This is a genomic window from Pseudomonas sp. 8AS (assembly GCF_902506505.1).
In the GTDB taxonomy this organism is placed as follows: Bacteria; Pseudomonadota; Gammaproteobacteria; order Pseudomonadales; family Pseudomonadaceae; genus Aquipseudomonas.
On the sequence record NZ_LR733406.1, the window covers coordinates 4,047,246 to 4,060,039 of the forward strand.

Consider the following 12,794-nt stretch of genomic DNA (forward strand, 5'->3'; position numbering starts at 1 on the left):
GGCTCCCCATGTCCGCCTTCTCCACCCTGCCGCTGGTCATCGAGCCGGCCGAACTGGCCACCCGCCTGCAAGCCGCCGAGTTGATCCTGGTCGACCTGAGCAGTGCCGCGCGCTATGCCCAGGGGCATATTCCCGGCGCCCACTGGGTCGACAGCAAGCGCACCCAGCTGGGCCAGCCACCGGCGCCCGGCCTGCTGCCGGAGCGGGCCCAGCTCGAAGCCCTGTTCGGCGAACTGGGCCATCGCCCGGATGCGGTCTACGTGGTTTACGACGACGAAGGCGGCGGCTGGGCCGGGCGCTTCGTCTGGCTGCTCGACGTGATCGGCCACCGCCACTACCACTACCTCAACGGCGGCCTGCAGGCCTGGCTCGGCGAAGGCCGCGAACTCAGCCAGGCCCAGCCGGCCGCCGGCACCGCGCAGGTCAGCCTGACCCTGCACGACGAACCCACCGCCAGCCGCGAATACCTGCAGAGCCGCCTGGGCGCCAGCGACCTGGCGATCTGGGACGCGCGCTCGCCCGCCGAATTCAGCGGCGAGAAGGTTCTGGCCGCCAAGGGCGGGCATATTCCGGGGGCCGTCAACTTCGAGTGGACCGCCGGCATGGACGCCCAGCGCGACCTGCGCATCCGCGCCGACCTGGCCGCGGTGCTCGCCCGGCTGGGCATCACCCCGGACAAGGAACTGATCACCCACTGCCAGACCCACCGCCGCTCGGGCTTCACCTACCTGGCGGCCAAGGCCCTCGGCTACCCGCGGGTCAAGGCCTACGCCGGCTCCTGGTCCGAGTGGGGCAACCATCCCGACACCCCGGTCGAGTCTTAAGCGATTCAAGGAATCTTCATGAAACAGCGCCTGTTCATCCTCAGCCAGTACCTGCTGCCGCACCACCTGCTGTCGCGCCTGATCGGCTGCGCCGCCGAGTGCCGCGCCGCCTGGTTCAAGGACCGCCTGATCGGCTGGTTCGCCAAGCAGTACCAGGTCAACATGAGCGAGGCCCAGGTCGAAGACCTGACGGCCTACGAGCACTTCAACGCCTTCTTCACCCGCGCCCTGAAAGACGGCGCGCGCCCGCTGGACGCCAGCCCCGGCGCCATCCTCAGCCCCGCCGACGGCGCGGTCAGCCAGCTCGGGCCGATCGAGCAGGGCCGCTGTTTCCAGGCCAAGGGCCACAGCTTCAGCGTGCTGGAGCTGCTCGGTGGCGACGTCGAGCGTGCCAGCCCGTTCATGGGCGGCGACTTCGCCACCATCTATCTGTCGCCCAAGGACTACCACCGCGTGCACATGCCGCTGGCGGGAACCCTGCGCGAGATGGTCTATGTGCCGGGCCGGCTGTTCTCGGTCAACCAGACCACCGCGGAAAACGTCCCCGAGCTGTTCGCCCGCAACGAGCGGGTGGTCTGCCTGTTCGACACCGAGCGCGGGCCGATGGCCGTGGTACTGGTCGGCGCGATGATAGTCGCCAGCATCGAAACGGTCTGGGCCGGCCTGGTCACCCCGCCCAAGCGCGAGCTGAAAACCACCCGCTACGACGAGGCCGCGCGCGCCCCGATCGAGCTGGACAAGGGCGGCGAACTGGGCCGCTTCAAGCTGGGCTCAACCGCCATCGTGCTGTTCGGCCCGCAACAGGTGCAGTGGGCCGAGGGCCTGACCGCCGGCAGCCCGGTACGCATGGGCCAGGCCCTGGCCATGCCGCGCAACGTCTGAGGCATGGCCCAGCAACAGACACCGGGCAGCCCCATGCACTACCTGCTGCGCCTGCTGGGCTGGGGCAATGACGCCACCAGCCACCTGGAGAAGCTCCTCGCCGGCCTCGGCGCCTTTGCCGGCATCGGCCTGATCTATGCCGTGACCCACTGGCTGCTGCCCAGCGAGGCGGCCTTCTGGGTCATCGCCTCGATGGGCGCCAGCGCCGTGCTGCTGTTCGCCGTGCCGCACGGCGCCCTCTCGCAGCCCTGGGCGGTCATCGGCGGGCACGGCCTGTCGGCACTGATCGGCGTCGCCTGCCAGCAGCTCTGGCCGCAGGCCGCCTTCACCCCGGCCCTGGCGGTGGCCCTGGCCATCCTGGTGATGCAGTACGCACGCTGCATCCACCCGCCCGGCGGCGCCACCGCCCTCAGTGCGGTGATCGGCGGCGGCGCCATCCACGACCTCGGTTTCGCCTTCGTCATCAGCCCGGTGCTGCTGAATGTCGCCGTGATCCTGCTGGTCGCCGTGCTGTTCAACTGCCTGTTCCCCTGGCGCCGCTACCCGGCCGTCCTGGCCCGCCAGCCGCTGCCGCCCAGCGTCCCCGGCGGGCTCAGCGCCGAAGACTTCTACCACGCCCTGCGCCAGGTCGATTCCTACCTGGACATCCGCTTCGACGACCTGCTGGAAATCGTCCAGCTGGCCCAGCAGCATGCCCAGGCCCAGCTCCTGCAGGGCGGCGACATCCTCCTCGGCGCCTGCTACAGCAATACCCGGCCGGGCAATGCCTGGGCGGTGCGCCAGGTGATCGATGCCGGCAAACCGGGCCGCGGCCTGCGCGACCAGGTGATCTACAAGGTGGTCGCCGGCGCCGGCATGGGCAATACCGGCGTCTGCCGGCGCCAGGACATGGCGGCCTGGGCCACCTGCGCGGTGCTGCGCGTCGGCGATGGCTGGGTACGCGTCAGCCCGGCCGAATCGGCCAGCGCCGGCGGAAACGCCCCGCCCGGAAAAGGCCAGGCGTAACGCCGGTCACAACTGACGCGCCGGCCACCGGCGCCTGGCTGCAGGGCCGGTGCGATGCTGTTAGAGTGGCGCGGAACCTGGACAGAACGGCCTGGCGCAGCACTCGCTGCACAAGCCCGCGGACAACATCGAGCATGGATAAACAGAGCCCCCATCTGCACTTGCGCGTCCCCGTACCGGACCAGCCGGGCCTGTCCCTGTTCGAGCCCACGCCACGCGAGCTCAAGCGCTGGCTCGCCGGCCTGCCCAAGGCCAACATCGGCGAAACGGCCCGCCAGCTGTACCAGAGCCTCACCGAGCTCAACCAGCTGATCACCCCGGCGGACAATCGCCTGCACCTGCTCGAACTGCTGCGCCCCGAGGTGCACTTCGTCTGCCGCCATCTGGAGCGGCACTTCCTCAACCAGTCCATCGTGCTCGACGAGCGCCCGCGCAAGGTCGCCAACCTCTGCCAGGCGCTGCAGAACCACCTGGCCATCGGCTACAAGCTGGTCATCACCCAGGAGCTCGCGCACTTTCGCAAGGAGCGCGCGGCGCTGCTCACCGCCGCCCTGCAACGCGCCAGCCACAGCCTGCTCGGCCCGCTGGTACGCGCCAGCCAGCTGTACTGCCCGGTGCCGGAAGGCCTGTGGCTGGAACTCCACCAGTTGCAGCGCATCGCCCGCCAGCATGCCCTGCAGCACGTGCAGGTGCGCGATGGGCTGGCGCACAACGGCAAGAGCCTGAGCCAGGAACAGACCTACCTGGCCGCCCTGCTGCTGGGTTGCGCCCGCTGCAACCAGTTGCGCCAGAACAGCATCGCCCGCCTGGCCGAGGCGCTGGAAGACTGGGCGCCACTGGTCAGCCTGCAGACGGCCGAGCAGCCACACAGCCTGTTCGTCATTGCCCCCCAGCAAGATGGCCCGCCGCGCTACAAGTCGCTGCTCAAGGACCACGAGCTGCACAACCTCCTGGGCCTCGACCCGCACCGCCTGGTCGACGCCATCAAGGAACACCTGCTGCTGCCCGCCGACGGCCGCGAGGCGCAGCGCCTGCCCGTGCCGGAAGGCATGAGCCCGGACCTGCTGCAGCACCTCAGCGCGGCCTGGGGCGAAATCTCCGAGCGCACCTTCCAGCGCAGCCAGGGCAAGGGCAGCCTGACCCTGTGCATCGGCATGAGTGCGGTGCACTTCTTCGTCGGCGGGCAGCAGAGCTTCAACGAACTGCTCAGGCGCCCCGAAGAACCGAAAACCGCCCAGTTCAACCCCGTCGCGCAGCACAGACCGGATGTCTGGACCACCGCCTTCGACGCTCAACCGACCAGCAGCTGGGAACGCGGCCTGAGCCTGGAAGACATCCAGTACAAGGCCAGCAGCGCCAAGGTCGGCACGGAGCCGGACAGCAAGAGCGAGAGCTACCCGCTGTTCGAGCTGAGCATCGTCAACCACAGCCCTGGCGGCTACTGCCTGAGCTGGGCCAGGGAAGTCCCGGGGCAGATGCAGGCCGGCGAACTGCTCGGCGTCCAGGATGTGCCGGGGCAAGGCTGGAGCGTGGCCGTGGTGCGCTGGATCCGCCAGGTGCGCGGCGGCGGCACGCAGATGGGCATCGAGCTGATCGCGCCGCAGGCGCAGGCCTGTGGCCTGCAGCTGCTGCGCAAGAGCGAGCAGAGCAGCCAGTACCTGCGCGCCCTGCTGCTACCGGCGATTGCCGCCATTTCCCGCCCGGCGACGCTGCTCGCGCCGCGCCTGCCGTTCCAGGAAGGCAACAAGGTCAGCATCAACCTGCACGGCCAGGAATTGCGCGCCATACTCAGCCGGCGACCAACCAGCACCGGCAGCTTCAGCCAGTTCGAATACCGCCTGCTGGAGCAGCACAGCCCGGTCGCCGGGACGGCCGTCACAGCTCAAGGACGCGCCGCGCCGAGCGGGGAGGAAGATTTTGACTCGCTCTGGAAGTCGCTGTAGATTCCAAGACCCCACATTTTGTCGCCCTTTTCCGCCCGTTCTTCGGCGCATTCCTAGCAAATACCATGGCCATCGAAAAAAAAACCATCCGCCTGCTGATTCTTGAAGACTCGCAGAACGAGGCCGAGCGACTCGTCAGTCTGTTCCGCAATGCCGGGCGCGCCACTCGCGTGCACCGCATCACCTCGAGCGACAACCTGGCCGAAGCCCTGCAACAGAGCTGGGACCTGCTGATCACCGCCCCCACCAGCGAACACCTCGAGCCCAGCGAAGCGATCACCGCGATTCGCCGCCAGGCCAAGGACATCCCGATCATCCTGCTGGTGGCCGGCAACGATTCCGAAGACATCACCGAGGCCCTACAACTCGGCGCCCAGGATGCCATCCCGCAGGGCGAGGACGAGCGCCTGATCCTGGTGGCCAACCGCGAGCTGGCCAACCTGGAAGAACGCCGCGCGCGGCGAGTCGCCGAAGTGGCCCTGCGCGAGGCGGAGAAGCGCTGCCAGCTGCTGCTGGAAAGCTCGGTGGATGCCATCACCTACGTGCACGACGGCATGCACATCTACGCCAACCGCGCCTATCTGCAGCTGTTCGCCTACGAAGATGCCGACGAGCTGGAAGGCATGCCGATGATCGACCTGATCGCCGCCCAGGATCAGGGCGCCTTCAAGGACTTCCTCAAGAACTACAGCAGCGACGGCAACGCCGAGCTGGCCTGCACAGGGATCAAGGCCAACGGCAAGAGCTTCCAGGCGCGCATGAGCTTCTCCCCCGCCACCTACGACGGCGAGCCCTGCATCCAGGTGGTGATCCGCGCCGAAAGCGGCAACGCCGAGCTGGAAGAGAAGCTGCGCGAGATCAGCAGCCAGGACCTGGTCACCGGCCTGTTCAACCGCACCCACTTCCTCGGCCTGATGGACGCCGCCGCCGAGCGTGCGGTGAATGCCGGCGTGCCATCGAGCCTGGCCTACATCCGCATCGACCGCTATACCGCGATGGTCGCTGAAGTCGGCCTGGCGGGCATCGACCTGCTGCTCACCGACCTGGCCAACCTGCTGCGCCACCACTTCGCCGCCGACGCCCAGCTGGCGCGCTTTGCCGATGACGTGTTCAGCGTACTGCTGCCCGGCCTGGCGCCGGAGCAGACCCAGGAGCAACTCGGCAGCCTGCTGAAGAAGGTCGAGGGGCATCTGTTCGACGTCAACGGCCGCACGGTGCAGACCACCCTGTCGATCGGCGTCGCCGGGCTCAACGAGAAGACCGCCCGCCCCCAGGACGTGGTCGACCGCGCCCACCGCTGCGCCGACGAACTCGGCGACGGCAACGCGGTCAAGCTGTACAACCCGGCCGACGAACTGGCTGCGGCGGCCAGCCGCGGCAGCCTGGTGGCGATGGTCCAGCAGGCCCTGGAAAACAACAGCTTCCGCCTGCTGTTCCAGCCGGTCATCAGCCTGCGCGGCGACAGCGACGAACACTACGAGGTGCTGCTGCGCCTGCTCAGTCCGCAAGGCGAGGAAGTGCCCCCGGCCGAATTCCTCGCCGCCGCCAAGGATGCCGGGCTGGCCGAGAAGATCGACCGCTGGGTGATCCTCAACTCGATCAAGCTGCTCGCCGAGCACCGCAGCAAGGGCCACAGCACCCGCCTGTTCGTGCACCTGTCGACCAGCAGCCTGCAGGACCAGACCCTGCTGCCCTGGCTCAGCGTGGCGCTCAAGGCCGCCCGCCTGCCATCGGACACCCTGGTTTTCCAGATCAGCGAACCCGATGCGATCGCCTACCTGAAGCAGGCCAAGGCCCTGACCCAGGGCCTGGCCGAGCTGCACTGCAAGGTGGCCCTGGGCCAGTTCGGCTGCGCGCTGAACCCGTTCAACACCTTCAAGTACCTCAACGTCGACTTCGTCAAGGTCGACGGCTCGTTCACCCAGGACCTGTCCCAGGCCGAGAACCAGGAGGCCCTGAAAACCCTGCTGGCCAGCCTGCACGCCCAGGCCAAGCTGACCATCGTGCCCTTCGTCGAGAGCGCCAGCGTGCTGGCGACCCTCTGGCAGGCCGGGGTCAACTACATCCAGGGCCACTACCTGCAGGGCCCCAGCCAGTCGATGGACTACGACTTCTCGGCCGGCGACGAGTAAGGCCTACCAGGCGTGGCCGGACGACTGCCCGGCCACGCCCATTGACCCCGGTCACCTCCCTGCCGCAAGGGCCGCCTAGACTGTACGCTCCACTCGCGCGCACAGGACTCCCGCCATGGCCATGATGAAAGCCGCCGTTTTCGTAGCCCCCGGACGCATCGAGCTGCAGGACAAGCCGATCCCGGAAGTGGGCCCCGACGACGCCCTGCTGCGCATCACCACTACCACCATCTGCGGCACCGACGTGCACATCCTCAAGGGCGAATACCCGGTCGCCAGGGGCCTGACCATCGGCCACGAGCCGGTGGGCATCATCGAGAAACTCGGGCGCAACGTGCGCGGCTACCAGGAAGGCCAGCGGGTGATCGCCGGCGCCATCTGCCCGAACTTTTCCTCCTACGCCAGCCAGGACGGGCTGTCCTCCCAGGACGGCGGCTGCAGCTGCCACGGCTACAAACCCATGGGCGGCTGGCGCTTCGGCAACAGCATCGACGGCACCCAGGCCGAATACGTGCTGGTGCCCGACGCCCAGGCCAACCTGGCGCCGGTACCGGAGGCGCTGAGCGACGAACAGGTGCTGATGTGCCCGGACATCATGTCCACCGGCTTCGCCGGCGCCGAGGCGGCCAGGATCAAGATCGGCGATGTCGTGGTGATCTTCGCCCAGGGCCCGATCGGCCTGTGCGCCACCGCCGGCGCCAAGCTGCGCGGCGCCAGCACCATCATCGCGGTGGACGGGGTCGACTCACGCCTGGCGATCGCCCGGCAGATGGGCGCGGATGTCACCCTCAACTTCCGCAACGTCGATGTGGTCGAGGAAGTCCTCAGGCTCACCGGCGGCCGCGGCGTGGATGCCGCCATCGAGGCCCTGGGCCTGCAATCCACCTTCGAGAGCGCCCTGCGCGTGCTCAAGCCGGGCGGCACCCTGTCCAGCCTGGGCGTGTACTCCAGCGACCTGGTCATTCCGCTGGGCGCCTTCCACGCCGGCCTGGGCGACCACAAGATCGTCACCTCGCTCTGCCCCGGCGGCAAGGAGCGCATGCGCCGCCTGCTCAATGTGGTGGCCTCCGGGCGCGTCGATCTCGGCCCGCTGGTGACCCACCATTACGCGCTGGACGATATCGAGGCCGCCTACGAGCTGTTCGCCAACCAGCGCGATGGCGTCTTGAAAATCGCCATCAAGCCCTGAGCCAGTAGTCGGGAGCCCAGGCTCCCGGCCCGTTCACTCGTGGCCGTCGCGGTCGCGGAAACCCAGCAGGTAGAGGATGCCGTCCAGGCCCAGGGTGGAGATCGCCTGCTTGGCCGACTGCTTGACCAGCGGCTTGGCGCGGAAGGCCACGCCGAGGCCGGCCAGACCGAGCATCGGCAGGTCGTTGGCGCCGTCGCCGACGGCGATGGTCTGCTCCAGACGCAGTCCCTCTTTAGCCGCCAGCTCACGCAGCAGGTCGGCCTTGCGCTGGGCGTCGACGATCGGCTCGACCACCTGGCCGGTGACCTGGCCATCGACGATCTGCAGCTCGTTGGCGAACACGTAGTCGATGCCCAGCTTGGCCTGCAGCTGCCGGGCGAAGTAGGTGAAACCGCCGGAGAGGATGGCGGTCTTGTAGCCCAGGCGCTTGAGCTCGGCGAACAGTACTTCGGCGCCTTCGGTCAGGCGCAGCGTGGCGCCGACTTCGGCCAGCACGCTTTCCGGCAGGCCCTGCAGCAGGGCCATGCGTTCCTTGAAGCTGGCGCGGAAGTCCAGCTCGCCGCGCATGGCGCGCTCGGTGATCTCGGAAACCTGCGCGCCGACGCCGGCGGCCTTGGCCAGTTCGTCGATGACTTCGGCCTCGATCAGCGTCGAGTCCATGTCGAACACCGCCAGGCGGCGGTTGCGGCGGAACAGCGAGTCGCGCTGGAAGGCGATATCGACGTCCAGCTCCTGGGCCACGCTGAGGAACTCGGCGCGCAGCGCGGCAGCATCAGCCGGCTCGCCGCGCACGGAGAACTCGATGCAGCCCTTGCCCTGGTTGGCCGGCGTATCCAGCGGCATGCGCCCGGACAGGCGATCGATATGGTCGATGTTCAGGCCGTACTTGGCGGTGATCGAGCTGACCCGCTGCAGCTGCTCGGCAGTGACCTTGCGCGTCAGCAGGGTGACGATATAGCGCGGCTTGCCCTGGCCACCGACCCACTGCTGGTAGTCGGATTCGGAAACGGGGGTGAAGCGCACCTGCTGGTCCAGCTTGTAGGCGGTGAACAGCACATCCTTGAGCACCGAGGAGGCCTGCTCGGTATCCGGAATCTCGACCAGGATGCCGAACGACAGGGTGTCGTGGATCACCGCCTGGCCGATGTCGAGGATATTCACCCCGCCCTGCGCCAGCACGCCGGTGATGGCCGCAGTCAGCCCGGGACGATCTTCCCCGGTGATGTTGATCAGGACGATTTCGCGCAAGGCGTTCACTCCCAGCTTGGCAGATGATCCGCACGGGGCCGGCGGCCCCATGAAAAGGCGCACATTCTAACCAGTTTCAGCGCTGCCGGGGCACGCGCGGCGCTTTGCCCGCCTGGGGGTGGTGGTTATACTGCGCGGCAATTCCATTCAAGAAGAGCCGCGCTCTGTGAACCGGCCAGCCCAGGTCAAACCCGACAATTTCTTCCTGCTGCTGTTTCACGCCCTGCGCCAGCGGCGCGTGCCTCTGGCCCTGCGCATCGCCAGCCACAGCCTGCTGCTGGTGGCCCTGGCCCTGGTGATCTACGCCTGGGTGATGGGCATGCAGTTCAAGCAGGCCATGCAGCAGCAGGCCGACGCCCTCGGCCAGAGCCTGACCGTGCAGACCGCCGCCTCGGCCACCGAGCTGCTGGTGTCCAATGACATCCTCAGCCTCAACGTGCTGCTCAGCAACCTGGTGAAAAACCCGCTGGTGGCCCATGCGGCCATCTACAGCGTGGACAACCGCATCCTCGCCGAAGCCGGCTCGCGCCCCAGCCAGGGCCTGCTGGGCGACACCGAAGGCCTCTACTCGACGCCGATCACCTTCCAGGAAGTGATCGCCGGGCAGCTGCGCATCAGCCTGGACATGCAGCAGTTCCAGCAGCCGATGACCATCAGCCTGCAGAGCATGGGCCTGCTCAGCCTGATCCTGCTGGCCCTGGCGCTGTCGCTGAGCCTGCGTCTGGGCCGCTACATCTCCACCCCGCTGCTGCAACTGCGCCTGTGGCTGCGTGATCCGGACGACCCGGCGCCCGGCGCCGGCCGCCAGGACGAGATCGGCGACCTCGCCCGCCAACTGCAGGCCCGCCTGGTGCCGGAAAAACCGCCGGTAGTGGCGCCCTCCGCCGCTGACGACTTCGCCGACGAGCAGGCGTTCTACGTCGACGAACCCGCCGAGCCCGAGTTCCGCATGCCCGACCTCCACGAGCCGGACTTCGACGAGCAGGCCGGCGACTACCTCGAACAGGACGAGCCGCAGCAGCACCTGGCCGAGGACGACCCCTTCGCCGACCTGCGCCCGGTCGAGGACAGCGCGCCGCTGGAGGCCCCCGCCACCGCCACCTTCGCTCAAGCCCCGGCCAGCGCGCCGGTGCTCAGCGCCGTACTGGCCATCCAGCTCGGCGCCCAGGAGCAGCTGCGCCACCTGCCGCGCTCGCGCCTGCTGGAATTGCTGCAACGCTACCGCGACTGCCTGGAACAGGCCGCCGCGCTGTACCAGGGCAAGCTGTACACCCTCAACGACGGCAGCAGCCTGATGCTGTTCAGCAGCGCCCACAGCGGCGAGGACTACCTGACCCACGCCCTGTGCTGCGGCGAGCTGATGCGCGCCCTCGGCCACGCCCTGCAGATCGAGGTCGCGGACAGCGGCATCACCCTGCAACTGCAGCTGGGCCTGACCTGCACCGACCAGGAAATCATCCCCAGCCAGGCCGAACTGCTGCTCAGCGAAGCGGCGCAGGACGCCCTGGCCCTGTCCCAGCACAGCCGCAACCTGCTGCTGGTGCAGCGGGCGATCGGCGATGACCCGCTGCTGCGCCAGCGCGCACGCATCCGCCCGATCGCCAGCCCGGAAGGCGCCAGCTGCGTCGAGCGCCTGCTCGAGCCCTACCCCTCGCTGCTGGAGCGCCAGCTGACCCGCATGCACGAGCACCGCGGCCAGCCGTGACCACCCTGATCAGCCACCCGCTGCCGCTGCTGGCCGTCGGGCTGGCCCTCGGGGCCCGGGTGATCCCGCCGCGCCTGCTGCTGGCCGGCCTGTTCTGCACCCTGCTGCCCGATGCCGACGTGCTGGCGTTCAAGCTGGGCATCGCCTATAGCGACGCGTTCGGCCACCGCGGTTTCAGTCATTCCCTGCTGTTTGCCGGCCTCAGCGGCCTGCTGGGCGCACTGGGCTGCCGCCTGCTCGGTTGCGGCCCGCTCCAGGCCGGCGCCTGGATCGCCCTGGCCAGCGCCTCGCACAGCCTGCTGGATGCGGCCACCGACGGCGGCCTGGGCGTCGCCTGGCTGTGGCCATGGAGCGAGCAGCGCTTCTTCCTGCCCTGGCGGCCGATCGAGGTGTCGCCGTTCGTGCACGGATTCTTCAGCGCCCGCGGCCTGGCGGTGCTGGCCAGCGAAGCGCGCTGGGTCTGGCTGCCCTGCCTGGCCCTGGCGCTGGGCGGCATCGCCCTGCGCATGTGGCTGGCCTCAGGCCGGCGCGTGCGGCAAGAGGCGCTCTAGGCCGTCGAGCAGGCGGCCCAGCGCGCCCTGGTTGGCGCGCAATACGCCCAGCCCGCCGGCGGCCATCTGCGCGGCCCGCTCCGGTTCGGCGAACAGCTGCTGCAGGGCGCCCAGCAACTCCCCGGCATCGCGCACCTGCAGCAGATCGCCGGCGGCCTGCAGCTGGTTGGCGATCTCGAGGAAATTGAACAGGTGCGGCCCGCTCAGCAGCGGCTTGCCCAGGGCGGCCGGCTCCAGCAGGTTGTGCCCGCCGTTCTCGACCAGGCTGCCGCCGACAAAGGCCAGGTCGGCCAGGGCATAGAGGAACAGCAGCTCGCCGAGGGTATCGCCGAGCAGCACGCGGGTCTGCGCCGACACCGCCTCCTGGCGCGAACGCCGCGCCGTGGCAAAGCCTTCGCCCTGGCACAGCTCGAACACCGCGGCGAAGCGCTCCGGATGGCGCGGCACGAGGATCAGCAGCGCCTCGGGAAAGCGCGCCAGCAGCTGGCGATGGGCCGCCAGGATGATCTCGTCCTCGCCGGCATGGGTGCTGGCGGCGATCCACACCGGCCGCGCCTGCGCGCCCCATTCGCCACGCAGCTGGCTGGCGCGCAGCTGCAGCGCGGCATCCACCTGCAGGTCGAACTTGATCGAGCCGGTCACCGCCACGCAGCCCGGGCGCGCGCCGAGCTGGCGGAAGCGCTCGGCCTCGGCCTCGGTCTGCGCGGCGATCAGGCTCAGCTCGGCGAGCATCGGTGCGGTCAGCCCGGCGAAGCGGGCATAGCCACGCGCCGAACGCGCGGACAGCCGCGCATTGGCCAGCACCACCGGCACACCCTGCTTGGCGCACTGGTGGATATGGTTCGGCCACAGCTCGGTTTCCATGATCAGCGCCAGTTGCGGCTGCACCCGGCGGAAAAAGCGCGCGCAGGCCCAGGGCAGGTCATAGGGCAGGTAGCAGTGCTGGATGCGCTCGCCGAACAGCGCCTGGATCCGCTCCGAGCCGGTCGGCGTCATGCTGGTGACGGTGATCGGCAGGTGCGGGTAGCGCTGCAGCAGTTCGCGGATCAGCGGCGCCGCGGCGATGCTTTCGCCCAGCGACACGGCATGCACCCAGATACCGCCGCGGCGCAGGGGCGGCAGGCCCAGGGCGAAGCGTTCGCCGATACGCCGGGCATAGGCCGGTGCCCGCCAGGCACGCCACAGCAGACGCAGACAGATAATCGGCAGGGCCAGGTGCAGCAGCAGGGTATAGAGGGTTCTGTTCATGGGCGCGCAGCTTAGCAAAGGCGCGTGGCGCAATGCGCGCCAACCTGCCAGCCTGCGCTCGGGCCAT

The 12,794-nt window shown here is 68.9% G+C and carries 10 protein-coding genes; 8 read left to right on the top strand and 2 right to left on the bottom strand.

The features are described from left to right. The first annotated feature begins 8 nt into the window (after nt 1-8). From GV001_RS18955 to GV001_RS18980, 6 genes are all read left to right on the top strand, one after another. Nucleotides 9-824 carry a rhodanese-like domain-containing protein gene (locus tag GV001_RS18955; protein ID WP_160082728.1) on the top strand — a complete coding sequence of 272 codons (816 nt, stop codon included), beginning with the start codon at nt 9-11 and terminating at the stop codon, nt 822-824. 12 nt (nt 825-836) lie between these two features. Then, a complete protein-coding gene (gene asd, locus GV001_RS18960) occupies nt 837-1,706 on the top strand; it encodes an archaetidylserine decarboxylase (RefSeq protein ID WP_178091873.1) in 870 nt (289 codons plus the stop codon). A 3-nt stretch (nt 1,707-1,709) separates the two neighbouring features. Further along, nucleotides 1,710-2,711, top strand: a complete 1,002-nt coding sequence (locus GV001_RS18965; RefSeq protein WP_256664961.1) for an HPP family protein — start codon at nt 1,710-1,712, stop codon at nt 2,709-2,711. Nucleotides 2,712-2,845: 134 nt separating this feature from the next. Beyond that, the gene (locus GV001_RS18970) at nt 2,846-4,654 is read left to right on the top strand and encodes a molecular chaperone (RefSeq protein ID WP_160082732.1); all 1,809 of its coding nucleotides are present in this window, start codon (nt 2,846-2,848) and stop codon (nt 4,652-4,654) included. Nucleotides 4,655-4,719: 65 nt separating this feature from the next. Then, nucleotides 4,720-6,786, top strand: coding sequence for an EAL domain-containing protein (locus GV001_RS18975; protein ID WP_160082734.1), 2,067 nt, complete (start codon nt 4,720-4,722; stop codon nt 6,784-6,786). A 115-nt stretch (nt 6,787-6,901) separates the two neighbouring features. Further along, complete coding sequence (locus GV001_RS18980; protein WP_160082736.1) at nt 6,902-7,975, top strand: NAD(P)-dependent alcohol dehydrogenase; 1,074 nt, start codon at nt 6,902-6,904, stop codon at nt 7,973-7,975. A 33-nt stretch (nt 7,976-8,008) separates the two neighbouring features. Here GV001_RS18980 and serB read toward each other — a convergent pair whose 3' ends face one another. Beyond that, nucleotides 8,009-9,223 carry a phosphoserine phosphatase SerB gene (gene serB / locus GV001_RS18985; RefSeq protein ID WP_160082738.1) on the bottom strand — a complete coding sequence of 405 codons (1,215 nt, stop codon included), beginning with the start codon at nt 9,221-9,223 and terminating at the stop codon, nt 8,009-8,011. 166 nt (nt 9,224-9,389) lie between these two features. On the opposite strand from serB, the gene GV001_RS18990 reads away from it, so the two are divergent. Together GV001_RS18990 and GV001_RS18995 are read left to right on the top strand one after the other, a co-directional pair. Beyond that, the gene (locus GV001_RS18990; protein WP_160082740.1) at nt 9,390-10,928 is read left to right on the top strand and encodes a histidine kinase; all 1,539 of its coding nucleotides are present in this window, start codon (nt 9,390-9,392) and stop codon (nt 10,926-10,928) included. Then, nucleotides 10,925-11,479, top strand: coding sequence for a metal-dependent hydrolase (locus GV001_RS18995; RefSeq protein WP_160082742.1), 555 nt, complete (start codon nt 10,925-10,927; stop codon nt 11,477-11,479). The genes GV001_RS18990 and GV001_RS18995 overlap by 4 nt, the downstream gene beginning before the upstream one ends. On the opposite strand, the gene waaA is transcribed toward GV001_RS18995, so the two are convergent. Beyond that, nucleotides 11,447-12,727: a lipid IV(A) 3-deoxy-D-manno-octulosonic acid transferase gene (waaA, locus tag GV001_RS19000; protein ID WP_160082744.1), complete on the bottom strand. Its 1,281-nt coding sequence runs from the start codon at nt 12,725-12,727 to the stop codon at nt 11,447-11,449. The genes GV001_RS18995 and waaA overlap by 33 nt on opposite strands. Between the last annotated feature and the right edge of the window lie 67 nt (nt 12,728-12,794).